This window comes from Streptomyces fodineus (assembly GCF_001735805.1).
In the GTDB taxonomy this organism is placed as follows: domain Bacteria; phylum Actinomycetota; class Actinomycetes; order Streptomycetales; family Streptomycetaceae; genus Streptomyces; species Streptomyces fodineus.
Genome location: NZ_CP017248.1, coordinates 8,259,324 through 8,285,242 on the forward strand (window position 1 = coordinate 8,259,324; position 25,919 = coordinate 8,285,242).

A 25,919-nucleotide genomic window follows, 5' to 3' on the forward strand; every position below is an offset into this window, starting at 1 on the left:
TTCATGGCGCCGACCACCCTGGTCGCACTGTGGGAGCAGCAGGCAGCTGCGACGCCCGACGCGATCGCCGTCGTCGCGGGAGCACACCGCGCCACCTACGCCGACGTGGACCGCCGGGCCACGGCGCTCGCCGCCGAGCTGCAGGCACGTGGCATCGCACCGGAGAACCTGGTCGGCGTCTGTCTCGGCCGCTCGGTGGAGATGGTCGTGGCCCTGCTCGGCATCCTGAAGTCGGGCGCCGCGTACCTGCCCCTCGACCCGAGCTACCCGGCCGACCGGCTGCGGCACATGACCGCCGACTCGGGCGCCGGGCTGTGGCTGTGCGACGCGGACCACCGCGCGCAGGCCCTGGCGTCCGGCGCGGCCGACGTCCTGCTGGTCGAAGACCTCCCCGCGGAACCTGCCGCACCGGTGGCCCCGGTGGTACACCCGCACCACCTGGCTTACGTCATCTACACCTCCGGTTCGACAGGCCTGCCCAAGGGCGTGGCCGTCGACCACGCGGCGATCGCCTCGTTCCTGCGAAGTGCGGCCGAGCGCCCCGGCCTCGGGACGAACGACCGGGTCCTCGCGTCGACCCCGCTGTCGTTCGACATCTCGGCACTGGAGCTGTTCCTGCCGCTGACCCGGGGAGCGACGGTGGTGATGGCCCCGCGCGCCGCCAACGCCGATCCCGAGCTGCTGGCCGCCGCGATCGCCGAGGCGGGTGTGAGCGTCGTCCAGGCGACCCCCACCACCTGGCGGATTCTGCTGGCGTCCGGCTGGACGGACGGGCACGGCCGCGTACTTCTGTCGGGCGGTGAACCGCTCGATCCACAGCTGGCCCGCGACCTGCTCGCCACCGGCGGCGCCCTGTGGAACCTGTACGGGCCGACCGAGGCGACGGTGTGGGCCACCGCCGCCCGCATCGAGGCCGTGGCCGACCGGGTCACGGTCGGCACGGCCCTGTCCAACACCCGGCTGCACGTCGTCGACGAGGACGGGCGGGAGGCCCGCCCAGGAGTCACCGGCGAGCTGTGGATCGGCGGCGCGGGGGTGGCGCGCGGCTACCTCAACCAGCCCGCGCTGACCGCCGACCGGTTCGTGCCCGACCCGTTCGGGGACGCCTCCGGGCGCCTGTACCGGACCGGGGACCTCGCCCGGTGGTCCGCCGACGGCATCCTGGAGGTGCTGGGGCGCAACGACCACCAGGTCAAGGTGCGCGGCTTCCGCATCGAGCTCGGCGAGATCGAGGCCTGTGTGCGCAGCCACCCCCTCGTCACGGACGCGGTGGTGGTCGTCGACCGCGAGGCAGCCGGTGGCGACCAGTTGGTGGCGTACCTCGTACCCGCACACGGCGCGCGGAACGTATCGGAGGACCTGCCCCGCCAGGTCCGTGACCACCTCGCGCAGCGGCTGCCTGCCCACATGGTGGCTCAGGGCTACGCAGTGCTCGACACCCTGCCCCGCACCCCCGCGGGCAAGGCCGACCGCGGCGCCGTGCAGCGAATCCCGCACAGCCCGGTCCGGGCGAGCGGGCCGATGCCCGACGACGCCCCGCTGCCGCCGCACACCGCGGCAGTGCGCCGCGTGTGGGCCGAGGTGCTCGGGCTCGACGACGTCTCCCCGTACGACGACTTCTTCGGTCTGGGCGGCCAGTCGCTCACCGCGGTACGGGTCGTGGCCCGGCTGCGTGCGGAACTCGGCGTGGCTGTCGACGCCCAGTCGGTCTTCGCGCATCCGACACCCGTCACGCTCGCCGCCGCCATGGACGGCGTGGCGTCCACGGACGACGAGCCGATTCCCCCGGCCGCGACCGCCGAACTCTCCTTCGGCCAGGAACGGATCTGGTTCTTCGAGCAGCTGAACGACGCAGTGCCCGCCTACCACCTGCCGGTCGCCCTGGGCCTGCCCGGCGGGCGCGTCGACCTGACGCTGCTGGAGGACTGTCTGTCCGCGTTGGTGCGCCGGCACCCGGCGCTGCGCACGGCGCTCGTCGCCGTCGACGGCCGGGTCCGACCCGAACTGCGCGAGCCGGGACCGGTTCCGCTGCGCTGCACCGAGGTCGTGGAGGAGGACCTGGACGCGCTGGTGACCGAGCGGATCCGCGCCCCCTTCGCCCTCGACCGCCCACCACTGCTGCACGCGGACGTGCTGCGCAGCCCGAGCCGTGACGTCACCGTGCTGACGTTCCATCACATCGCGTGCGACGGCACATCGGTGGACCTGATGGTGCGGGAGCTGGGCGAGCTCTACACGGAGCTCGCCGCCGGCCGTCGCCCCGCCCCGGCACCGTTGCCCGTGACGTACGCCGACTACGCGGCGTGGCAGCGAGAGCGACTCACCGGCGCCGAGCTGGCGCGGCTGCTCGACCACTGGCGCACCCGGCTGTCCGGCGTGCCCGTCCTGGAGCTGCCGACCAGCCGACCCCGGCCGGCCGTCGCGAGCCACCGTGGCCGCCGCGAACTGCTGTGCGTCCCCGTGGACTTGGCGCAGCGGCTGCGCACACTGTGCCGGGCCGAGGGCGTCACCCTGTTCATGGGCCTGCTGGCCCCGTTGCAGGTGCTGCTCGGCCGGTACGCCGGCGAGAGCGATGTCGCCGTCGGTACCCTGGCAGGCGGCCGACCGCGCCCCGAACTGGACGAGGTGGTCGGCTACTTCGTGAACACCATCGTCCTGCGCACCGACCTGTCCGGCGATCCGACCTGGCGCGAGCTGCTGGACCGCGTCCGCGAGGTCGCGCGGCAGGCGTACGCACACCAGGAGCTGCCCTTCGAGAAGCTGGTGGCGCAGCTGAGCCCGGAGCGGGACCTGAGCCGCAACCCGCTCTTCCAGGTGCTGTTCGCCCTGCACGAGGAGCCGAGGGCCGGTCACTTCACCGAGCTGTACGACCGCAAGGAGCTGGAGGGACGGCTCGGCACCGCCCGCTTCGACCTCGCCCTCGACGTGACGGACCACGCCGCCGGGACCGGTGAGCTCAGCATCTCCGTCGAGTACGCCACCGACCTGTTCGACGCGGACTTCGTCCGGGGCCTCGGCCGGCACTTCCTGCGGGTGATCGAACAGATGGTGTCCGACGCCACGGCCCGGCTGTCCGGGCTGGAGATCGTCTCGGCCGATGAGCTGCGCGCCCTCTCCACAGGCAACCGGGCCGAGCCGCTGCCCGAGCCGACCACCCTGGTCCGCCTGTGGGACCGCCAGGTGCGGACCACCCCGGACGCGATCTGCGTCGTGGGCGACAGCCGGTCGCTGACGTTCGCCGAGACCGACGCGCGGGCCTCGGCCCTGGCCCGGGAGCTGCGGGCAGCGGGCGTGCGCCCCGAAAACCTGGTCGGCGTGTGCCTGGAACGCTCGGTGGAGCTGGTGGTCGCCCTGCTGGGCGTGCTGAAGGCGGGCGGCGCCTACGTCCCGCTCGACCCCGGCTACCCGACGGACCGGCTGCGGTACCTGCTGGCCGACTCGGGCGTACGCCTGGTCGTCGCGGACCTGGGGCACCCCACCTCGGCCCTGTTCGGCGACGGCGTGCGGCTCGTGGCGGTGGACCAGAAACCCGGGGCGGACACCGGGCCGGCCGAGGAGGCACAACCGCACCACCTCGCCTACGTGATCTACACCTCCGGCTCGACCGGCGGCCCCAAGGGCGTCGCGATCACCCACGCCAACATCACCGGGTTCCTGGAGTGGAACCAGCGGCTGTGCCGGCTCACGGGGCGGGACCGGGCCCTGCTCAACCACTCGGTGGCGTTCGACAACTCGGTCTGGGAGATCTTCCAGTGCCTGGTGTCCGGCGCCGAACTGCACCTGGCGAGCCCGACCGCCGCCTACGACCCCGAGGAGTTCCTGCGAGAGGTCGCCGAGCGCGGCATCACCACGCTCAACGCGACGCCCTCGCAGATGCGGATCCTGCTGGAGTCCGGTACGGATCCCGCTCCCCGCCTCGCCTCCGTGCGCCTGGTGTTCACCGGCGCCGAGGCCGTGCCGCACGATGTGGCCCGCCGCATCCTGTCCTCCACGGCGCCGGGCTGCCAGGTCTTCAACGAGTACGGGCCCACCGAAGCGACCGTCACCTCGGCGTTCTGCCCGATCACCGAGGAACTGCTCGACCGGCACCGCCATCGCCCGAGCGTTCCGTTCGGCCGGGCGACCGACAACGCACACCTCTATGTGCTGGACCCGCGGCTGCGCCCGGTCGCCCCTGGCTGTCGCGGCGAGCTGTACGTCGGCGGCAGCGCGGTCGGCCGCGGCTATCTCGGCAGGCCGGCCCGCACGGCCGGGGCGTACCTGCCCGACCCGTACGCCGCGGAGCCCGGCGCCCGTATGTACGCCACGGGCGACGTGGTCCAGCTGCTGCCCGACGGAAATCTGGTCTTCCTCGGCCGCAACGACCACCAGGTCAAGGTGCGCGGCTTCCGCGTCGAGCTCGGCGAGATCGAGTCCGCACTCCAGAGCCACCCCACCCTCGCCGACTGCGTGGTCGCCGTGCGCCGCACCCGCACCGGCGTGGACCGGCTGGCGGCCTACCTGATCCCCGAGCACCCCGACCGACCCGCCCCGGACCCGGCGGAACTGCGCGCCCACCTGGCGGAGCAACTGCCGCCGTACATGCTGCCGCAGAGCTACACCGTGATCGGCGAGATCCCCCTCACCCCGAACGGCAAGGTAGACCGGGACGCACTGCCCGACCCACGCCCGGTACCCACCCCGGCCCCCGACACCCGCCGGGCCGTCACCAAGCGGCAGCTCCTCGTCGCCGAAGTGTGGCGGGAGTGCCTCGGCGTCGAGGAGGACTTCGGGCCACAGGACGACTTCTTCGACGTCGGCGGCACCTCGTTGACCATCACCACGGTCGCGGGCCGGCTCAGCGAACGACTCGGGCGCCGGGTCCCGCCGGTCCTGGTCTTCAGAAACCCCACCGTCGCGGGCCTCGCCGAGGCCCTCGGGGAGGACACACAGCGATGAGCAGCACCTACGACGAGGGAGAATGAGTCGTGGACACCGTCACCGTCGAGGTTGATCCCAACGAGGTCGGCATGGACGCCGACCGGCTCGCCCGGATCGACCGCCACTTCACCCGCTACGTCGACGACGGAAGGTTGTCCGGCTGGCACGCTGTCGTGGCCCGGCGCGGCCGTGTCGTGCACTCGACGACGTACGGGCTGCGCGACGAGTCCAAGGGGCTCCCGATCACCGCCGACACCCGGTGGCGGCTGTACTCCATGACCAAGCCCATCACCTCGGTCGCGGCAATGATCCTCTGGGAGCGGGGCGAGCTCGAGCTCACCGATCCGATCAGCCGGTGGATCCCCGCATTCGCCGACACCAGGGTGTACGTCAAGGGGCCGGCAACCGACCCGGTGCTGGCCCCCCAGGTCGAGCCGATCCGGGTCTGGCACCTGCTCACCCACACCGCGGGGCTGACCTACGGCTTCCACCACGCGCACCCCGTCGACGAGCTCTACCGCGGCGCGGGATTCGAGTTCGGCGCGCCGCGGGGCCTCGACCTCGCCGGCTGCGTCGATGCGTGGGCGTCGTTGCCACTGATGCACCAGCCCGGCGCGGAATGGAACTACGGGCACGCCACCGATGTGCTCGGCCGGGTCGTGGAGATCGTGTCGGGCCGGCCGCTCGACCGGTTCTTCGAGGCGGAGATCTTCGGTCCGCTGGGCATGGACGCCACCGGTTTCGCCGTCGACGACCCCGAGCGGCTGGCCCGCCTCTACGCCCTCGACCCGACGTCGGGACGCCGGGTGCCGAACGACGCGATGGGGCGCGCGGGGCTCAAGCCGCCCACGGCGCTCTCGGGCGGCGGCGGACTGGTGGGCACCGCCGGCGACTACCACCGGTTCGTGCAGATGCTCGCCGGGGGCGGCGAGCTCGACGGCGCCCGGATCCTCGGCTCCCGCACCGTGTCCTACATGGTGCGCAACCACCTGCCGGGCGGCGTCGACCTCGAGGGCTTCGGCCGGCCCTTGTTCGCCGAGATGCCCTACCGCGGTGTCGGCTTCGGCCTCGGGTTCTCGGTGGTGCTCGATCCGGTGGCCTTTCGCACCGGGACCAGCGTCGGCGAGTACGCCTGGGGCGGGGTGGCCGGCACCTCGTTCTGGGTCGACCCCGTCGAGCAGGTGACGGCACTGTTCTTCACCCAGCTGGTGCCCTCCAGTGCCTATCCGATCCGTACGCAGTTCCGCCAGCTCGTCCATCAGGCATTGGTGGACTGAACCCGTTCGCCTCGCTTGTTGGTGCGGGTGAATCTGCGAGGGACGCCGTCAGCGCACGACGGCCGATGAGCCCTCGGTCCCGGCTCAGCGCACGGCTGCCGACGTCCACCGGGTCAGCGACGAGCAGGTCCACCGGGCACGCGTCGCCGTGGCTCGCAACGCGACCGGAGGGCGGCAGGATCCGGCAGCTACGCAGGACCCGGCGAATCGTACGGACGCCCGTGGAGGGCGGGTTCACGGTGGATGAGTTCGCCGTGGGTGAGCGGGCCGGGACGGTGAGCCGCCCGGCCGGTCACACTCGCCCCACCAGACTCCGTTGAGCCATCCCAGGTGTCCTAGGGCAACGAGTCGAGGTAGCTCTGTAGCAACGAGTTCCCCGTGGCGGGATCCCAGAGGTCGGTCGAGTGCTCCAGCCAGGCCTGGTAACCGAACTCGGGGTCGACGCTGGGCACGAGACCGAAAGTCATGTCGGAACGGGTGGCCGTGGACGCGACGTCGTCGATCCGCGTGGACAGACCGGGGAAGGCCACCTCGGGGCCCGGCAGGTTCTGGAACGCGAACCCGACCAGGTCGTCGCGCGGCTCGGGCAGGACGCGGTCGACCGGGATCGGATTGTCCATGGCGGCCAGGAAATCCGCGTGCACCTGGTCGACGAGTACGGTGAAGGACACGCGGGCCGGCGTGCGCACCAGCAAACCGAGGGGGATTCGCGCGCAGGTAACCAGGGTTTCGAGTTCACGGCGGCCGCGGTTGGCGTACGAAACCGGGATCAGGACGTCCTCGGCACCGGACAACTCGGCCAGCCACCGACCCAGCGCGGCCGCGAGGACCGCGAACGCGGTGACGCCACGGGATCGGGCGAACTCCTCGACCGATGTACGGATCCGTCGGGGCACGGCCAGCCGCACGGTGTTCCCGGCCCCGGTTCTCCGCACCGACCGGGGGTGGTCCGTGGGCACCACGGCCAAGAGATCGGCGCCGCGCAGGTGCTCGCTCCAGAAGTCCAGCCACTGCTTGGGACAATCCCGGTCGCGTTGCCACCGTGCGTAGTCGGTGGCCTGCAGGCCAGGAAGCGTCAGGCAGGGCTCCGTGCCAGTGGTCGCCGCGCGGTACAACTCCGCGAGCTCCCGGAACACCACCAGCTGCGCCCAGCCGTCGGTGCTGATGTGGTGCGTCACGAACATCAGCACCCAGCTGTCCTCGTCCACCCTCAGCAACCGACACATCGGCACGCTGGACCGGCCCAGATCGAACGCGGTGTCGGCCGCTTCTCGGCACACCTGCTCGACCACGGCCGCGCCATGGCCCCGCAGGTCCTCGACGGCAAGGGGAACCGAGTCAATCGCCAACGCCTGCTGTACCCACTGTCCATCGCGGTCGCGGACGAATCGGCTCCGCAGCCCGACATGCCGCGCAACCACCTCGGACACCGCCCGCCTCAGGGCGGCCACGTCGAGACGCCCGGTGAACCGTAACCGCGCGCCGACGCTGTACACCTGGGGCCGCGGCGAGCGCTCGACGGCCGAGAGCATGGCTTCCTGCTGTGTCGAGACGGGGGCCTGCTCGACCACCCCGGACAGGCAGGCGAGCAGTTCTGGCTTGTGCCGCTTCAATTCGGCCAGCAGGTCCGGGACCAGTACGTGCCGCGGCGCGTCGTACCGCAACACGTCGCCGCTCGCCTCCAGGCGCACGTCCAGCGCACGCAGTCGTGCGACCAGCGCGTCCACACTCACAACTCACCTCGCACCCGACCGTCGCCGCTCAGCCGGGTGACCATGCCGGCGACGGTGGGGTCGTTGAAGAACTCGGTGAGTGAGTACGGGACTTCCAGCCGTTCCCGCACGCGGCCGAGCAGCACTATGGCGTTGAGCGAATGACCGCCCAGGTCGAAGAACCGCGCGTGATCGTCGAAGCCGCTGACGCCGAGCACCTCGGCCCACTCCGCGCGGACGAACTCGGCGATCCGGTCGCCCGCGGTGTTGTCGTCCTCTGCGCCGTTCCACTTCCCGTTGGGATTCAACGGAAGCTCGTCCACCACCTGCCACCGCTCGGGGACCATCGGCCGGGGCAGCAGTTCGGCCAGTCCCGCCCGCCAGCGCCGGGCCAGCTCGACACCGTCGACGCCGTCGACGGCTGACGGCTCGGCGAGCACGTGGCAGGAGAGTAGATCGCGTCCGGTCGCCTCGTCGGTACTCCGCAGCACGCGTGCGTCGCGCACCCCGGGCAGCGTGCGCACCGCGGCGGTCACCTCGGCCGGTTCGACGCGCACGCCCCGGATCTGCACCTGGTCGTCGGCCCGCCCGACGAAGTCCAGCTCCCCGTCGGCACGCCACCGCACCAGGTCCCCGGTGCGGTACCAGCGGCTGCCGGTGTCGTCGGCGCTGAACCGGCTACCGGTCAGCACCGGATCACCGTGGTACCCGCGTGCGACCTGCGGGCCGCCGACGTGCAGCTCGCCGACTGCGCCGGGCGGCAACACCCGTCCGGCCGGGTCTCGGACCACCAGGCGCAGACCCGGATTGGGGCCGCCAAGCGCCGGGCTGCCCACCCCGTCCGCGCTCACCTCGCTCCACGTGCAGAACACCGAACATTCGGTCGGGCCGTAGATGTTGAACACGGTGAACGGAATGTCCTTGCGCGGCCGGGAGTTCAGCCGCTCGCCGCCTACGCACAGCACGCGCAGGGCCGCATCAGCCGGCCACGGCTGGGCCAGTACCGCCTCACCAACCGCTGTGGGCAGGCTGGCGACGGTGATCCGGTTGCGCACGAACCACTCCACCAGCGCCGGCGGGTCCAGCCGTATCTCGTCCGGGACGACGTGCAGCTCAGCGCCGGTCATCAGCGCGGGCCAGAGCTCGATGTGCCCCAGGTCGAAACCCGGTGCGCTGTACCAGGACAGCCGATCGTCCTCGGTGATGTCCAAGCGGTCGAGGAACACCGAGAGCGTGGCCGCCACGTTACCGTGTTCGAGCATCACGCCCTTGGGCTTGCCGGTCGATCCCGAAGTGTGCAGCAGGCACAGCAGGTCCTCGGCCGTCGCAGCGACCGTCTCCTGTGGATTGCCGGGAGCCGCCTGGAAGCGGGGAACATCACGGGCCAGCGCGGGATCGAAGTCCGGCGCGCAGATCAAGGCGACCGGCTCGGAGTCGGCGATCATCGCGGCCAGCCTGGCCGTCGGCTGACTCGGGTCCAGCGGCAGGTACGCCGCCCCGGCGCCGACCGCGCCGAGCACTGCCGCCGCGAAGTCGTGCCCGCGCGGCAACGCGAGCGCCACGACATCACCACGACGCGCACCCAGGTCGGCCAACCGAGCAGTGACCCCGTCGGCGGCGGCGCGCAGCTCATGTTCGTCGTGGTGCCCGGCAGCGTCGACCAGCCGAGGGTGGCGCACCGGGTTGAGCACGCGGTAGCGGGGGACCGCCGGTCGTCCGCTGCCGATCGTCCACAGCTCCTTGTCGTCCTCGGTGGTCGTCAGCGGCAGGTCGCCGATCCGCGTGGCGCTGCCATCGGCCAGCGCGTCCAGTACCAGTTGGAACTGATCGAGGTAGCGGCGCGCGGTGGATTCGGCGTACAGGCCGGCGTCGTAGCGGATGCTCAGGCGCAGACCGGATCCGGTGCGCACGACCGACAGGGCCAGCTCCAGCGGCGAGGAACCCGTGCCCACGCCGACCGGTTCCGCCAGCACACCGGGGAGTTCGATGCCGGGCAACGCCTCGGCGCCCAGGTCGATCGACACGGGCATGAGCGGGCGTGCCGAGCCCGGTGCCGGGCTGGCCTCGGCCATCAGCGCGTCCAGGTCGATGTTGGTGTGCTCGCCGGCCGCCAGCACGACGTCCCGGGCCCTCCGCACGGCCTCGTCGATACCCGTGTCGTCGGTGAGCCTTGCGCGCAACGGCAACAGAGACACGAAGAAGCCGACGGTGTTCCCGGTCCGCGGCGTGCGGTGCCCGAACGGAACTCCAACGACGAAATCGTCCTGACCGGAGAACCGCCGCAGCACCACCCGCCACGCAGTGAGCAGGGTGGCGAACAGGGTCACGCCCTGTGCGCTGCTCCACTCCTGCACGGCGGCGGTCCGTTGCGGGGTGAACCAGGCGGTCACCGACCCGCCCGAACCGCCCACGGCGCCCGCGCGCGGCCAATCGGTGGGTTGCTGGGCCGCAGCGGACTCCGTGCCCAGATGTTCCCGCCACCACCCCAAGTGCGCCGGCTCGGGCGCGGGGTGGTCGGCGTCCAACGGCGAGCCTCCTGGCGAGGAGAAGCGCGGTGCCTCACCGGCGACCGCGGCCCGGTAGAGCTCCTGGAGATCCTTGACGATCAGGCCGGCGGAGTGCGCGTCGGTGATCAAGTGGTGGATGCCGTAGACGAACGCGTGATCCTGGTCGCTCAGCCGCAGCAGGCGGGGCGAGAAGAGCAGTCCCCGCGCGAGGTCGTAGACACGCCGGCTTTCCTCCTTGATGACCTCGGCGATCGCTTCGTCGGCATCCCGGCCGTGGTGGTCGCTCACCTCCACCGGCACTTCCAGCCGGTCCAACACGACCTGCCGCAGTCCTTGATCACTGTTGTCCGGCCGGAACACCACGCGCAGCCCCGGATGCCGGTCGACCAGGCCTTTCAGCGCGGTGCGCAGCGACTGAACGGACAACGGCCCGCGCAGTCGCACGGCCTGGACCTCGTTGTAGGCACTGGCGCCGGTCAGCTGGCAAGCCAGCCATACCCTGCGCTGGGCCGCGGTGGCCGGCCCGCTGCTCTCGGCCGGCCGGCGCTCGCGCGTGGCGCTCCGCAACCGATCCAACCGGACCAGCCCAGCGGCCACCTGCTCGGCCGACATGCCGAAGTCCACCAGCGCGGCGATCTCACTCACCCCAACCTCGTTGAGCCTGGCAACCAGCCCGGCGCAGCTGTCGGGCGTGCCGATCAGGGCCCGCTGGTCGCAGTAGCGGTCGTAGGCATGCCGGAACAGCGCTTCGAGATCGGCTGAGCCGGCTGCGGCGAGATGCTCGGCGCTGCGCCCGGAAGCGCCGGCGGCGGACCGCAACAGCAGCGAGGACCGCAGGTACCGGACCATCGGTTCGAGTGCGTCGGCGCGCGCGGTCGCGTGGTCATCGGCGAGGTAGGTGTGCAACAGCACGGTGACCTGACCGGCATCCGGGTCGAGCCCGGCGGCCAGCCGGGCGGCGCGGTAGTGGCCGATGTTCTCGGCCAACTGTTCCACGGTCTGGCTCATCAGGTTCGTCAGCACGCCCATATCGAGCCGGCCTGCCTGCTCGAAGGACTCGGGTCGGCCAGTCGTGGCCAACCACATCGGCGGCCGCTCCTGCACGGGGCGGGGATGCACGCGCACATCGATTTCGGCCCCGGTTCCGCTTCGCCGGCGCACCGGCTCGCCGGCCCACAGTCGCCGCAGCTCGGCCAGATGCTCGAACGCGATCTCCCGACGTCGCTCGAACCGGTCGGGGTGCAGGGTGAAGTCCTCGCTGTGCCAACCGGTTCCGAAGCCGAGCCCGATCCGGCCGCCGGACAGATTGTCCACCATCGACCACTCCTCGGCGATGCGCACCGGATCGTGGAGCGGCAGCACGATCGAGCCCGAGTTGAGTCGGATCCGCCTGGTCTGTCCGGCCAGTGAGGCGGCCAGCACGCTGGGGTTGGGGAACAGGCCGCCGAAGGAGTGGAAGTGCCGCTCCGGCAACCACAACGCGTGGAAGTCGTGCTCGTCGGCGAAGCGCGCGGCGTCCGTGATCAGGTCGTACTTGTTCGGCGACTCGCCGGATTCCGCTGAGTCACCGAAGAAGTAGACGCTGAAATTCGGTGCCGGGCGATCGCGTTCGACGGGCGCCGTCCGCGGCTTGGCGGTGGGAAAGAAACCGGCGTCGCGCAGTTCCCGCAGCGAGTCGCGCACCGCCTCGGCCACCTGCTCGACGTCGTCGTCTGTGTGCGCAGTGGACAGGTAGAAGCTGCGCCACTCCCACACGTGCACGCCGCGCAGCAGCAGGTGGTGGTAGAGCAGTTCCATGTCGGCGCGGTGGCTGAACCGGAACATTGACCCGAAGTGGTCCAGCCGCAGTGGAAAGTCCTCGTCGGTGAAGAACTGGTTCAGCTCGGCGGCCAGCCGGTCGGTGCGGGCGTTGACGGCGGCCTGCAGCACCGGCCCCTCCTGCTTGAGATGGGTGAGCAGTGCCCGCGCCGCGGCCATCGAGATCGGGTGCTGCATGTGGGTGCCGCCGAAGAAGACGGTCTCGCGCTGCGGGCCGCTGTCGTCGCCGTAGCGCCAGAAGCCACCGTCGACGTGGTCCAGGATGTCTGCGCGGCCGGCGATGGCGCCGATCGGAAACCCGTTGCCGAGCGCCTTGCCGTAGGTGGCCAGATCGGCGGCGACGCCGTAGTAGTGCTGCGCGCCACCGGGGTGCGGCCGCAGGCCGGTGAGCATCTCGTCGAAGACGAGCACGATCCCGTGCTTGCTGGTGAGCGCCCGCAGGCCGCGTACGAACTCCTTGGGGCGCAAAGAAGGATTGCGGCATTGGACGGGCTCGACCAGTACGGCCGCGATCGTATCGGCTTGCTCCTCGATGGCCTGGAGGCTGCGTGGATCGCCGTACTCCAGGATGATCAGCTCCGCCACGGCGCTGGCCGGGATACCGGCCGAGACCGGCACCGTGGTCCGTCCGCTGGGGCGACCGAGGACGGAGTCGATATGGCCGTGATACGAGCCACGGAACATGACGACCTTGGTGCGGCCGGTCGCGGCCCGCGCGAGCCGCAGCGCCGCGGAGTTGGCCTCCGTGCCGGTGCCCGCGAACGCGACCCGCTGCATGCCGGTCAGCTCGGCCAGCAGGGCGGCGGTCTCGCCGGTGTCCGCGCTACGCAGGCCGAAACGCAAGCCGTCGGACAGGTGCCGCCGCACGGCGTCGGTGACGCATTCCGGTTCGTGGCCGAGGAACAGGGCACCGAACCCCATCGTGATGTCGACGTAGTCGTTGCCGTCGACGTCCACCAGCCGCGCGCCCTTGGCCGACCGGCCTTCCACGAGGTAGCGCATTTCCTTGGTGGGGGCGCGGAAGCCGACGACGGCCCGGCTGTCGGCCAGCACGGCGCGGTGGCGCTGGGTCCGTTCCTTCGAGGTGCGGGTGCGCTCGGTGAGCCGGAGGGTGAGGTCCGCGACGTGGTCGTGCTGCTGCTGAGTGGTCGCCATGCCCGAGTCGGCGGCGACGGTGACCCGGGGGCCGTGCACGGCGGGCGGTTCGACCACCAGCGCTGCTTGCTCGACCGGCGGTGCGGCTTGCTCGACCGGCGGTACGAGTTGCTCGACCGGCGGTGCGAGCTGCTCGACCACCGGCGCGGGCTGCTCGACGGGAGGCTCGGGCGCGTCGACCGAAGCGCCGCGCTCGGCGATCAGGTCGGCGATCAGCCGGGGCGTGCGCGCCACGTCGAGCAGTTCCGCCATACCGATCTCGACACCGAACTCGCCCTGCAAGTCCAACTGCACCCCGATCAGCTGGAGCGAGTCGGCACCGAGGTCCACGAGCGACCGGTCCGGGGTCATCTCGACGGCGTCGTGGCCGAGGTGGCGTGCGGTCAGCTCCAGCACGCGGTCGAGCGTCCCCTGGTCCGGCATGGCCACCTCCGTGGTGTCATTGGTCAGTGGTTGTCCCACCCAGTGCCTCGCCGGCCGGAATGGGTAGTGGGGCAAGGGAATTCGCCCGCCGCCGCAGTCGGCGAGCAGTGCGTCCCAGTCGAGGTCGTCCCCGCGGCGGTACGCCTGCGCCAGAGTCGCTGCGCCGTCCGTGCAGCTGTCATCCGGCGAGCCGGCCAGGTACTTGTCCAGCGCGCCCAACAGTTCCTCGACGCTGCGGCCGGGGATCGCGAGACGGTGGGCGAAGTGGCGACGCCCCGACGCCAACGTGGTGACCAGGTCCGCCATCCTGGTATCCGGGTTCCCGCGCAGGTGATCGCGGATCGCCGCCGCGTAGTCGGCCAGGGCCTCAGGATCGCGGGCCGACAGGGGGATCAGGTCCGGTGGGGGTTTGCCGGCCGAGACCGGACGATCCGGCGCCTGTTCGAGAATGACGTGGGCATTGGTGCCGCCCATGCCGACCGAGTGCACGCCCGCCCGGCGCGGACCGGGGACCGGCCACGACCGCGACTCGGCCGCCAAGGTGAACGGGCTGGTCGCCAGTTCCAGCGCCGGATTGGGGCGGGTGAAGTTCACCAGCGGCGGGATCACCCCGTGCCGCAGGGCCAGCACCGCGCTGATCAGCCCGGCCATGCCGGCACAGCTGTCGAGGTGGCCGATCCGCGGCTTCGTGGTGCCGATCGCGCAGAAGCCGACCCGATCGGTGTGCCGGCGGAAAGCCCTGGTCAGACCGTCGAATTCGATGGGGTCGCCCTTGCGGGTGCCGGTGCCGTGTGCCTCGAGGTAGCCGATGGAGGTGACTGGGACTCCGGCCGCGGTGACGGCGCGCAGCACGGCGTCCCGCTGTCCGATGGCGCTGGGAGCGGCGAACCCGGCCTTGGCCGCCCCGTCGTTGGACACCCCGGAACCGAGGATCACCGCGTGCACGGTGTCGCCGTCGGCCAGCGCGCGGTCCAGCCGCTTCAGCAGCACGACGGCGGCCCCGTTGCCGGCAACCGTGCCGTCCGCGTCCGCGTCGAACGCCCGCAACACGCCGGTCGGCGACATCGTGGAGCCCTTGACATGCCGATGCCCGGTGACCTGGGGGAAGTGCAGGGCCGACGACCCGGCCAGCGCGAGGTCGGCCTCCCCGAGCAGCAGCGCCTGACAGGCGAGGTGGACGGCGACCAGCGAACTCGAGCAAGCGGTCGCCACATTGATCGCCGGACCGGTCAGGCCCAACCTGAATGCGGCCTGGGTCGCCGCATAGTCCCCGTAGTTGCCCACCTGGGCCTGTTTGGCCGCCACCCAGCCGGGTTCCAGTCCCGCGGCCACGATGTTGTTGGCCAGATAGCTGTGCAGCGAGTGCAGGCGGTAGCCGGTGCTGGCGTAGACGCCGACCGTGGCGCCGGTGTCGGGATAACCGCCGTCCTCCAGCGCGTGGTAACAGCACTCCAGGAACAACCGGTGCTGGGGATCGGTCATCGCCGCCTCGCGCGCGCTCATGCCGAAGAACTCGGCGTCGAAGCGGTCGGCCCCGGGCAATACGCCGCTCACGCCGACGAAATCCGGTGCGCGCCGTTCGGCCTCGGATATGCCCGCAGCCGCCAGCTCGGCATCGGTGAAGCGCCGCACCCTCGACGTGCCCGCGGCGATGTCGGCCCAGAGCCGCTCCGGGGTGTCAGCCCCCGGGAACCTCAGTGACATCCCGATGATCGCGATCCGATGTGCCCACATGCCCAGCCCTTCCCGTTCTTCTCGCGTGCCGCCAGAGTCCGATGCAGAACAGCAGGCCGATCACCGCCGTGACCCCGTGCGAGGCCGCCACGACCGCGAACGGCGAAAGGCGGTCGAGCAGGAACGAGGTGGCGAGCATGCCCGTCCCGAAGCCGAGGTTCTCGGCCGTGGCCGACAGGCCGAACACCCGGTCGCGCCTGGTGCCCGGCAGAGTCTGCAGGTAGTTGGCGTAGGACACCTCGGTCAGCCCGTCGGCACAGCCGGCCCCGACCGCGATCGCCATCGTGATCACCGTTGGCAGGCCGGCGAAACCGAGGATGAAGGCGGTGGACATCAGCACCGTGCCGAGCGCGAAGCCGAACGCGCCGACGGTTCGACCGCGGCTTTTGGCACGCAGGCGAATGCCCTGCTGCACGACGATGTTGCCCACCGCCCAGCAGGTCAGAAACCGGCTGACGAATCCGGCAGGGTCGGCGCGGTCGATCAAGGCCGAATAGACCGGCAGGGCGCTGTTGTGCGAGGAGGAGCCCAGCGCGTCCATCGTCCGCAGCCCGATCATGAGCACGAGCAGCGTGCCCAGTGTCGCCCGCGTCCGGCCGGGCCGGCCGCCGCCGGGCGTGGCCGGCGATTCGTGCGCGGCCGACCCGGTCAGCGGCAGCGACGCGACGGCCGCCGCACAGATCGCGAAACTCGCCGCGTCGATCAGGAAAGTCGCCGGGTAGCCCCGCCATGCGACCACCAGTCCGGCCGAGGCGAAGCCGACTACCATGGCCAGCGATCGCGCGATCACCGTCAGCGAGTTCGCCCGGTCGCGCCGATCCATGCCGACCATGTCCGGAACCGCGCTGCGCAGCGCGACCAGGAACAGCGTGGTGCCGCCGCCGGTGACCACCGCGTTGAGCAACAGCACCGCCGTACGTCCGGCCGGCGGGACGAGCACCAGCAGCACCAACGTCGCGGCCGGTGCCACATTGCTCCACAACATGATCCGTTTGCGCGGCACCCTGGCCACGAGCGGGCCGGCCACCAGCCCCGCCGCCGCGCCGCACGCCAGCCGCACCGCGAGGAACAGCCCCATGCCGAACGCGCTGCCGGTCAGCTCGTAGACGAACAGGTTCAGCGCGATCATGTTGAGGTAGCTGCCGTACGACGTCACCGCGTACGCCGTGACCAGCAGTCGGAACTCTCCTGGTAGCCCCGTGCCCCGTTGTTCCACGTCGGCCCCCTCCCCAGCCTGTCGTCCACCAGCCATTCCCAAGTCCTCCTCCACGCCCAGGCACTCCCGTCACACTCCGGCTATGTGGACACGGCGTGGTGCTCCTTCAGTTGACGGCGAGGGTTTCGATGCCGGGGGGCTGTAGCGTTTGTGCGTGTAGTTGCCGGGCCCATGTGGGGTCGTGGATGGTCTGGGCGTAGGCGTGGCCGCGGTCGGCGGCGATGAAGGCGACCCGGGGTCGGTGTGGGCCGGGAGGGTGTTGGGCGAAGTAGTCCTGGACGGCGGCGTAGGTGCTGCCGGTGGATCCTCCCGCGTACAGGCCGTATGTGGTGGCCAGGGCGGCGCAGGCCTCGACGGCGCGTGTCTCGGGGACGATCTCGACGTGGTCGATCAGTGCCTGGCCGCACAGCGGTGGCACGATGCTGGAGCCGATGCCGGGGATCCGCCGCTTCTTCGGCGGGCCTCCGAAGATCACCGAGCCTTCGGCGTCGACGGCGACGACCACGCAGCCCGGGTAGGTTTCCTTGATCCGGTGGGAGAGTCCGGCGATCGTGCCGCCGGTGCCCACGCCGACGAAGAGGTAGTCGAGCGGGCCGGCCTGCGCGATCAACTCGCCGGCGGTGAAGCGGTAGTGCGCGTCGCGGGCATCGGGATTGGCGTACTGGTTGGGCCAGTAGGCCGAGTCGAGTTCGGCCAGCAGTTCCTGCACCCGGGACAGCCGGGTTTTCAGGTAGCTGCCCGCCGTGTCACGGAGGCAGACCTTCTCCACCCGCTCGCACAGCAGCCGGAGCTGGGTTTCGGTGGCCTCGTTGCAGTTGGGATCGATGACCGGGACGAACGGGATACCGAGCATGCGGCAGTAGAAGGCCAGGGCCAGCGCGAAATTGCCGGACGACGACTCGACCACCGTGGTGTCGTGCGCTATCTCGCCGCGGCCGATTGCCTGTTCCAGAATCCACAGTGCCGAACGGTCCTTGCTGCTTCCGGTGGGATTGCAGAATTCCAGCTTCGCGACGAGGTCGCACTGCTCGTTGGCCAGGGTTATCAGCGGGGTTCCCGTGAGGCCCCTGCGGATTTGCTGTATCCGTTCGATCAGGAATTGATCAGCGCGCCTGTGGAGCATGGGCCGAGTGTGGCACGGGACCGATCGAGGCGACTCAACCACGACTCAAGTGCGATGCGACAAAGGCCTGTCGGAGAAAAGAGCGGGCTGTTCAACCATCCACGACGCACGGTTGAACAGCCCCTCCGGCCGGGGTCGCGCTGATCCTCTCCTGCATCGGGGTGAAGCTGGTGCCCCAGGCGTCGCACAGGATGATCAGCAGCAGCGAGCCGGAGATCCCGTCGGCGGCCCGCCTGGCCGTGATCGTCCTGCTGCTGGTGGGGTCCGTGGTGCGAGCGCACCGAACCGGCCGGACACGTCCGCTTCGACTACGCCCGCACCCCGACCGCACGGCAGTCCCTCGACACGCAGCCCGACTCCCTCGCCGAAAGGCCGGGGTCACACGCATGAGGGTGTCTCAGACGTCCCGTCGTTTGCAACGACTCATGAAACGTGACCGCCGCAGGTGGACCGCCCGCCAGTCGGGTGTTTCACTAGCGGCCACCTGTGAAACAGGGGCTGCCCGATGGGTCCGGGGGGCGGTCCCTCCCCAAGCCCTCCACCGCCCACAGAAGATGTCAGACGGCGAACACCCGGGAGTCGTCGGCGAACGCCTTGAACTCCAGGGCGTTGCCGGCCGGGTCGAGCAGGAACATCGTCCACTGCTCGCCGGTTTCGCCTGCGAAGCGCACGTAGGGCTCGATGACGAAGTCGGTGTCTGCGGCGCGCAGCCGGTCGGCGAGCCGGTGGAAGGCATCGATGCTCAGGATCAGCCCGAAGTGCGGTACGGGGACGTCGTGGCCGTCGACCGGGTTGTGTATCTGTCCGGCTCGGGCCGGGGCGAGGTGCGTGACGAACTGGTGGCCGTGCAGGTTCCAGTCCACCCACGTGTCGGCGCTGCGGCCTTGCTCCAGGCCGAGCGTCTCGCCGTAGAAGCGGCGCGCGGAGTCCAGGTCGTCGACCGGGACGGCGAGGTGGAAGCGGGGGATGGGAGAGGCGAGAACGGTCATGGGTCTGGTATTCCTTCTGTGCGGTGCGGGGTGCCTGGCGCTTACCAGTTCTGACGGTCGGCGGAGATGATCAGGTCGTTGACGGTGACGTCGGCGGGACTGGCTGAGGGTGTAGACGACGGCGTAGACGACGGCGTCGGCGACGCCCTGCGGGCTGATGGCGATGACGTTCAGTTCCTGGGCCGGCTTTCGAGGGGAGGCGTCGGTGACCTCGTCGGCCCAGCTGGTGTCGATGTCGCCGGGGCTGACGGTGGAGGCTTTGATTCCTTCACGGACGCCGAGTTCCCTGCGCATGGACTCGGTCATGGCCTGGACGAATGACTTGGCGGAGCTGTAGACACCGGCTCCGTCTCCGATCTGGCGGCCGGCGATCGAGCCCATGTTGAGGGTGTGGCCGGACTTCTGGCGCAGCATGACCGGAAGGACGGCGTGGACGCCGTTGAGGTAGCCGCGGATGTGCACGTCGATCATCCAGTTCCAGTCGCCGATCGCGCCGTCCTTCCCGAAGGAGAACAGCATCAGGTTGGCGTTGTTGACCAGGACGTCGATCCGGCCGAACTGCTCGACAGCGAAGTCGGGACTGCGACGGCAGTTGGCCTCAGCAGTACGGCTCCCAGAGCTCGTACTCCAGGGCGCCGGAGATCGCGGGCGAGGAGTCGCGCAGGCGGGCGAGCAGGGCGCGGTTGTGCTCGCGGATCTCCTCGTCGTACCCGGCCAGCGGGCTGTCCTCGGACAGGTCCAGCAGCCACAGCGGCCGGAGCGTCGCGCCGCGCAGTGCCTTTCCTTCCGCCGTCTCGGTGCCCGCGTGCAGCCAGCGCACTCCCGGGAGCCGCGCCGGCATGTAGTAGGTGAGATTGAAGTACTCGGCGGCCGAGGCGAGTTGGCCGTGGTCGAAGCCGAGCGCCCGCAGGTACACGGTGTCGCCCCAGCGGTAGTACAGGCAGAAGCCGACGGGCGGTTCGCCGGGGCGCGAGCACAGCGCCACTTCGGCGCGCGAACCGGCGAGTTCACCCTGCTTGCGGAAGGACTCGGCCACCGGCGCCACATCGACAGTTCTGCCATAGCGCAGTAGCGAACGGGCCAGCAGCCGGGCGACGTCCTGCCAGCACTCGGCGAGCGTCCGGTGCGCCACCTCGTACCCGGCCTTCTCGAACTTCCGTATCTCGCTGCGGATACGGCGGGCCCGGTGCGCCGACAGCGATTCCAGCCAGGCGTGGTAGCCGCCGGGCGGGATCTCGATCCAGGCGTCGGTCTTCAGCGCGACCGGGGCGGTCCGCACCCCCGCCGCGCGCAGCGCCCGCACGTCCTCGGTGGTCAGGTACATCGCCACGCGGGCGATCTTCGATTCCTCGTGCAGGGGTGAGCGCAGCGCGCGGACCGCGTCGAGCACCGCGGCGGCGGCCTCGGTCCGATCGGTTCCCTCGCCGGTCAGCAGGTGTGCCAGGTAGCCGCGGCGCTGGCCGATGAGCAGGCCGTCCGGCTCGGGCGCCGGCAGGCCGCGCACGGCAAGCAGGTCGTGCCACCGCAGGTCCGGGTTGGGCTCGTCGGTGACCGCCGCCACGGGGATCGCGGCCCGGCCGCCGCCCGGGGTCTCCACGTGCAGTCCGCCGGAGACCGCCCCCGGGTCGAGGGCGCACAGCCGCAGCCACAGCGCCGACGAGTAGAACCTGCCGTCGGCGAGCCGGTCCCACTCGGTGTCCCCGAGCCCGCCGATGGCGTCGGTGAACGTGCCCGTCGTGGCCATCATGGCGCCTCCCATGGTCTCTGCCCGACCGTGCCCGCGAGTTCGCTGCGCGATAGGGCGCTGAGTGTTCCGAACATCTTGCGTAGGTGATAACTGACCGTCTGCGGCGCGCGGTTGATGCTGGTGGCGATCCGGCTGTGGTTGAGGCCGTCGCCGACCAGGGTGGCGATCATCCGGTCGATCTCTCCCAGGCCGGCCGGCCAGGGCGCCCGCGGCGGGGCGGACGGGCTCGCCGGGGTGTTCGGGCTCGCCGGGGTGTACGGACTCGCCGCGGGCCTCGTCCGTATCGGTCCGGCCAGCGGCTCCGGGACGGGCCGCCAGAAGCGCGGTTGGGTGAAGAGCAGCCGGTCGCCGAAGCCGGCCGCGCGCCCGACATCGGTGGCCTCCTCCACCAGCGGCAACATCGTTCCGTCGGGCTGCCCGATGGGCTCGGCCACCGCGCCGAGCTCGGACTCCTCGCCGCTGAGCACGGCGAGCGGGATGACCAGCTCGCAGCGTAAGGCGATTGCGGCCAGCAGCAGCCGGACCGCCCGATGCACCCGCTCGAACAGGGCCGTGAGGTTACCCCGGCCGTCCCACCGGCGAAGATGAACGCGTTCTCCTCGCTCAGGCCCGCGGCAGCTCGATGAGCAGCCGGGCGTTTCCTTCCGTGGCGGCGGCGAGCGCCGCGAGGGTGAGTGAGGGCCGAGCGCCGACCAGGCCGGCGGTGTGTTCCCGCACCCTGTTTTCGGACACCGATCCCGATCAGAGCCGCTGGACCCGGAACCCCTTTTGCCGCACCTCGGCCGCCACGGCCGACAGCAGATGGCTCTTTCCGGTTCCTGACGGACCTTCCATCAAAAGCAGGCAACTGGTGCCGCCTTCCACCATCGACTGGATGCGTTCCACGGGCGTTCGCCGCTCTTGCGGCATGTCCGAAAATAAACGTTCCCCCATGGCTGTAGAACTTTTCTTTTTCGGGTGTTCGAGCATTCTAGTCTTAACACAGATGTTCAGTCTCCACAGGGGCCGTTGGCCGACAATTGAGCCACACTTGAGTCGCACCGTAGACCGGGGTGAAACAGTGACCTCTGCGGGCCCGAGGGGCCCAGCCATCATCGAGCAGGAGCGGAGACTGCATGTCGGCGGAGCGGGTAACGGCCCAGTACAACGAGGAGTTCCGCGCGCCGGGCAGTGACTTGCCCACGGTCGCCCAGCACGTCAAAGAATTCCCGACGCTCCTACCTTGGCATGGCGAGTATCTGGCCAGACCCCTCTTCGTCGCTGAGCGCGAGATTCGCGAGTTCGCCGATGACCTGCAGCACCTCGTCGAAATACAACTTTCCTTGCCGGACCGGATGTTCGGCGGCGATCTGGAAGCATTCAGGTCGGTGCTCGGCATCAGCGACGGCCACTGGGAAGCGATACGGCGGTTCGGTGGTGACGTACTGCCACCCCTCTATGGCCGAGCCGATATGTACCACGACGGCACCTCATTCAAGCTCCTCGAAACCAATCTGGGGAGCGAGGCCGGCGGCTGGGCCCTCGCGAGTGAAATTTCCCGGGCGACGATGGAGGTCGCCGGCTTCGCCGGTTTCGCGCGCCGGAACCGGCTCGGATACGTGCATCCCGTTCGCGCCGTGGTGGAGGCGCTGCGCCGCTTCGGCGCCCAAGTGGCACCCGGACGCGAGCCGGTGGTGGCCATGCTGGAATGGCGTGGCGGTCTGAATGACTACGGCGAGCTCGCGCTCAACTTCCAGTCCGCACTGCGCTCGGCGGGCCTCGGCATCCTGGTGGCCGAAGTCTCCGACGTGCACGAACGCGGCGGGGCGCTCTACCTTGGGGACACGAAGATCGACGTGGTCTACCGCACTTTCGTCCCGGACCAGATCGCCGACGAACCCGACGGCTGGGACCTGGTCGCACCCCTGCTGCGTGCGCACCGGTCGGGCGGGACGCTGCTGTGGACCCCGCTCTCCAGCAACATGTTCGCCAATAAGGCCTGTATGGCGCTGATTTCGGACCCGGCGCGGCGGCGCGATCTCAGCGAGGACGAGTGCCGGCTCATCGACCGGGTGTTGCCCTGGACCCGGCTGATCAACACTGACACGCTCAAGACCGACACCGACCTCGTCGACGAATGCCTGGAGCGGCGCGAGCAGTTGATCCTCAAGGTCAATGCGCGCGGCGGCGGAGTCGGCGCCGTGGTGGGCTGGGAAACGGACGACGCCACTTGGCGGCGGGCTCTGGAGAACTCCGCCGACGAAGGATGTGTTGTACAACAGAGAGTGATCCCCCGGCCTGAGCTTGTGGTGGACCCGGTATCCGGGGAAACCGAGGAATGGCATGCGGCCTATGGCATGTTCTACACCCCGGATGGTTGTGCAGGAGCATATGCCAAGGTGGTACCGGCCGGTTCGGGCAGCATCATCTCCATCGCGGCGCATGCCGAGGCGCGCAGCGCAGCCGTCTTCCATCAGAGCGAGCTGCCCGTCGGGGGCGAAGTGCCTGCCGAGGGCGAATTGCCAGCCGATGCAGCGAAGTAAAGAGAGGCCATGATGCCGCAGCATTCCCCGCGCCTTCGGCGTGGCGGCGGATTCAGACGGCCTGGGGACTGCCGGACCTTGCGGGGAAAGGCAGATTCGTCACGGCCAATCTGATCGACAGCCTGGGAAACGGGCTGGTGCTGGCGTTCACCGTTGTCTTCTTCGTGAAGACGACGTCGCTGTCACTGGCCGCCGTCGGCGCCGCGCTGACCGCCGGCGAGCTGCTCGTCCTGCCCGTTCCGCTCTTTATCGGGCGCCTGTTGGAAAAATATGGTTCGCGCACTGTGGTCGCTGTGGGCAACTGGATTTCGATGGTCGGATTCATCGGTTTCCTGTTCTCGCACGCGGCCTGGCAGATTGTGCTGTGGCAGTTCGTGGTGCAACTGGGTTCCACCGCCTTCTGGATGGGCAACAATCCGCTCATCGTGCTGGTCGCCCGGGGTGTCGAGCGGCCCCGCTGGTTCGGCTTCGTCCGGGCCCTGCGCAATGTCGGCGTCGGTTTCGGCGGCGCCGCGTCCGCGGTGGCCCTGAGTGTCGGAACCGCCGCCGGGCTGCGGGCGGTCATGGTGATCAACGTGGTCACCTTCGCCGTCGCAGGCTGGCTCGTGATCACTTTCCGGGGCGCGGACACGAGCGAGGCGGCCGCCGCCGGGCCCGCGCAGCCGAAGGCAGCCGAGCCGGAGCAGGGGGCGGGCAAAACCACCGGACGACCCTCGGGCGGCTATCGCACCGTGCTGAAGGACACCCGGTATCTGCGGCTGGTCGCGACGAACATCTCCTTCGTATTCGCCTCCAGGGTGATCAGGGTGCTGCTCGCCGTCTACGCGGCGGACAACCTCGATGCCGGCTCGTGGATCGTCGGCGTGCTCCTCGTGCTGAACACGGCCATGGTCGCGCTGCTCCAGACGCTCGCCAGCCGGTGGATCGAGGCCCGCAGACCGGTGACGGTGCTGGTGCTGGCCCTGCTGTTCAACGCGGCGGCGTTCGTCGTCTTCGGCGCGCTGCTCGTGCTGCCCGGCTGGGCGGTGATCGCCGGGCTGCTGGTCGCGATGGTGCTCTACACCGTGGCCGAGATCCTCAGCTCGCCGCCGACCAGCGAACTGAGCGTGGTGATGGCGCCCGAGCATCTGCGGGGCCGGTATCTGGGCGTCTACCAGCTTTCCTGGTCGGTCGGCGGTGCCCTCGCCCCGGCACTGCTCACAGCGCTGTCGGAGGGCGGTGCTGCCCTGCCCTGGGTGTTCCTCACCGCGATCAGCGTACTGGCCGTACCGCTCGTGATCGGGCTCGACCGGCGGCCCGCGGCCACGAGCGAGGCCGCGTCGGCTGGGGACGTCGCCCTCTCGGCATCCGGCGGCTCTCCAGATGGCGGATGACCGCGGTGCCGGGGCTGACGAAGGAGATCAGCCGGAGCATCACGTCGAATCCGGCGTCGTGCAGCTGGTGATCAAAGCGGCCGGGTAGGGGTACCGCCCTGTGGAAGTCACTGTCGGGGGCGTGTGGTACGTCAAAGTCGCCGGCGATCGAGACAAGCAGTTGTGCGCTGGTCCGGGCATGGTCCGGATCTTGAGCCTTGGCCGTGGCCGGATGGGCGATCCCCTGAATGTGGCCGCCGACCGAGGAGGGGACTTCGCCGCGCAGAAGGGTGTCGGACGGCCGGCGTTCTGGTCGGTCAACCGGGATCAACCGTGCAGTGGAAGCGTCGACAGGCCCCTACGCCTACCTCGGAGTCAGCGGCGGCGCCGGCGCCAGTGCCTGGTCGAGCCTGACGGGCTGGAACCGACTGTCGGTAACCTTCACCACGGGCCGCGGCCGAGCCGTCGGTGGCGTTCCCCGGCCGCTGCGGACATGCCTCACCCCTTGCTGACCCCGGCGGTGATACCGGCGACGATGTGCCGTTGCGTCCAGAGCCATCGCCTGCTTGCTGTCGCAGGTCGGCAGGACCCGAGGAATGACCAGGTCGTTCCAGATGGCCAGGGTGAGGGTGATGACGAGGGTCGCGGTGGCCGGGCGCAGGACGGGCAGGATGACGCGCCGGTACGTGCGCAGCGGACCCGCCCCGTCGGTGGCGGCGGCCTCCTCCAGTTCGACGGGTGCGGATTTCAGGAAGCTGGTGAAGAAGAGTACGGCGTAGGGGAGACTCATCGCGGCCTCCGCGAGGATCACCGAGGCGTAGGAGTCCAGCAGTTTGAGGTCTCGCCAGGCCACCGCCATCCAGTTCCTCGACTACGTCCTGCAGCGCCTGCCGTTCCAGGTCGAGGTCATCCAGACCGGCAACGGCGCCGAGTTCCAGTCCGCGTGTCACTGGCACGTACTCGACAAGGGCATCGCCCACACCTACATCAGGCCGCGAACCCCACGGCTGAACGGCAAGGTCGAACGCTCCCACCCATCGACGCCGAGGAGCTCTACCGGCTCCTCGACGGCGTCGTCATCGACGACGCCGAGGTCTTCAACTGCCAGGACTTGCACCTTCATCCCGTGATGACGGTGCTTTGGCGAGTAGTAGGGCTCGTCGACGGCCACGCGGTCAGTCCTGACCAGGGTGCGCAGGTGCACCGGCACGAGGACGGTTTGCTGGAAGCAGCTCAGCCGGCGCCAGCGCGAGCGCTGTTCGCCTTCGGGCGTAGATGAGCCAGGAGACGTACTCGACGACCTCATGCGGGACGTCGGGCATGGCTCGATACGGGACCAACAGGGATCCTGCGCCTGGGCGTTGATGAGTGAGATCATCAGCCGAACGGCCAGGAGCCCTGCCGCGTCACGAACCCCACCAGTC

14 protein-coding genes and 3 pseudogenes are annotated in these 25,919 nt (G+C 70.2%); 5 read left to right on the top strand and 12 right to left on the bottom strand.

Translation table 11 applies throughout. From position 1 onward, the window contains the following. The first annotated feature begins 3 nt into the window (after positions 1-3). Both BFF78_RS35825 and BFF78_RS35830 read left to right on the top strand, forming a co-directional pair. The gene (locus tag BFF78_RS35825; protein ID WP_069782257.1) at positions 4-4,938 is read left to right on the top strand and encodes a non-ribosomal peptide synthetase; all 4,935 of its coding nucleotides are present in this window, start codon (positions 4-6) and stop codon (positions 4,936-4,938) included. Between the two features lie 29 nt (positions 4,939-4,967). After that, positions 4,968-6,197 carry a serine hydrolase domain-containing protein gene (locus BFF78_RS35830; protein ID WP_099054992.1) on the top strand — a complete coding sequence of 410 codons (1,230 nt, stop codon included), beginning with the start codon at positions 4,968-4,970 and terminating at the stop codon, positions 6,195-6,197. 335 nt (positions 6,198-6,532) lie between these two features. On the opposite strand, the gene BFF78_RS35835 is transcribed toward BFF78_RS35830, so the two are convergent. From BFF78_RS35835 to BFF78_RS46455, 10 genes and pseudogenes are all read right to left on the bottom strand, one after another. Continuing rightward, positions 6,533-7,924, bottom strand: coding sequence for a condensation domain-containing protein (locus BFF78_RS35835; protein ID WP_069782258.1), 1,392 nt, complete (start codon positions 7,922-7,924; stop codon positions 6,533-6,535). Positions 7,925-7,926: 2 nt separating this feature from the next. Beyond that, positions 7,927-15,546 (bottom strand): non-ribosomal peptide synthetase, encoded by a 7,620-nt coding sequence (locus BFF78_RS48590; protein ID WP_069782259.1) that lies wholly within the window; start codon positions 15,544-15,546, stop codon positions 7,927-7,929. Further along, on the bottom strand, positions 15,491-16,762 hold the full coding sequence (locus BFF78_RS35845) for an MFS transporter (protein ID WP_159033099.1): 1,272 nt from the start codon (positions 16,760-16,762) through the stop codon (positions 15,491-15,493). Before BFF78_RS35845 ends, BFF78_RS48590 begins: the two co-directional genes overlap by 56 nt. Positions 16,763-16,868: 106 nt before the next feature. Further along, positions 16,869-17,885, bottom strand: coding sequence for a 2,3-diaminopropionate biosynthesis protein SbnA (sbnA, locus tag BFF78_RS35850; RefSeq protein ID WP_069782254.1), 1,017 nt, complete (start codon positions 17,883-17,885; stop codon positions 16,869-16,871). A gap of 557 nt (positions 17,886-18,442) precedes the next feature. Further along, positions 18,443-18,874 (bottom strand): VOC family protein, encoded by a 432-nt coding sequence (locus BFF78_RS49810; protein WP_069784009.1) that lies wholly within the window; start codon positions 18,872-18,874, stop codon positions 18,443-18,445. Between the two features lie 177 nt (positions 18,875-19,051). Further along, positions 19,052-19,423 (bottom strand): annotated as a pseudogene (locus tag BFF78_RS49815) (SDR family oxidoreductase); the annotation flags it as partial. Positions 19,424-19,472: 49 nt separating this feature from the next. Then, the gene (locus BFF78_RS35860) at positions 19,473-20,621 is read right to left on the bottom strand and encodes a GNAT family N-acetyltransferase (protein WP_069784010.1); all 1,149 of its coding nucleotides are present in this window, start codon (positions 20,619-20,621) and stop codon (positions 19,473-19,475) included. Then, the gene (locus BFF78_RS35865; RefSeq protein ID WP_069782261.1) at positions 20,618-21,157 is read right to left on the bottom strand and encodes a helix-turn-helix transcriptional regulator; all 540 of its coding nucleotides are present in this window, start codon (positions 21,155-21,157) and stop codon (positions 20,618-20,620) included. The genes BFF78_RS35860 and BFF78_RS35865 overlap by 4 nt, the downstream gene beginning before the upstream one ends. Positions 21,158-21,224: 67 nt before the next feature. Then, entirely contained in the window at positions 21,225-21,353 is a 129-nt protein-coding gene (locus tag BFF78_RS49435; protein ID WP_257786886.1) for a hypothetical protein, read from the bottom strand. 9 nt (positions 21,354-21,362) lie between these two features. Continuing rightward, a complete protein-coding gene (locus BFF78_RS46455) occupies positions 21,363-21,590 on the bottom strand; it encodes a hypothetical protein (protein WP_159033100.1) in 228 nt (75 codons plus the stop codon). 146 nt (positions 21,591-21,736) lie between these two features. Here BFF78_RS46455 and BFF78_RS35870 point away from each other — a divergent pair, with 146 nt between their 5' ends. Both BFF78_RS35870 and BFF78_RS35875 read left to right on the top strand, forming a co-directional pair. Next, positions 21,737-23,143: a glutathionylspermidine synthase family protein gene (locus tag BFF78_RS35870; protein WP_069782262.1), complete on the top strand. Its 1,407-nt coding sequence runs from the start codon at positions 21,737-21,739 to the stop codon at positions 23,141-23,143. A 68-nt stretch (positions 23,144-23,211) separates the two neighbouring features. Then, complete coding sequence (locus BFF78_RS35875; RefSeq protein WP_335755391.1) at positions 23,212-24,516, top strand: MFS transporter; 1,305 nt, start codon at positions 23,212-23,214, stop codon at positions 24,514-24,516. A gap of 343 nt (positions 24,517-24,859) precedes the next feature. Here the strand turns inward: BFF78_RS35875 and BFF78_RS35880 are convergent, their stop codons facing one another. After that, the gene (locus BFF78_RS35880) at positions 24,860-25,354 is read right to left on the bottom strand and encodes an ABC transporter permease subunit (protein ID WP_069782263.1); all 495 of its coding nucleotides are present in this window, start codon (positions 25,352-25,354) and stop codon (positions 24,860-24,862) included. On the opposite strand from BFF78_RS35880, the pseudogene BFF78_RS50525 reads away from it, so the two are divergent. Then, positions 25,341-25,597 (top strand): annotated as a pseudogene (locus tag BFF78_RS50525) (IS481 family transposase); the annotation flags it as partial. The gene BFF78_RS35880 and the pseudogene BFF78_RS50525 sit on opposite strands and share 14 nt — an antisense overlap. Here BFF78_RS50525 and BFF78_RS50260 read toward each other — a convergent pair. After that, a pseudogene (locus BFF78_RS50260) lies at positions 25,589-25,817 on the bottom strand (hypothetical protein); the annotation flags it as partial. The pseudogenes BFF78_RS50525 and BFF78_RS50260 sit on opposite strands and share 9 nt — an antisense overlap. Positions 25,818-25,919: the final 102 nt, after the last annotated feature.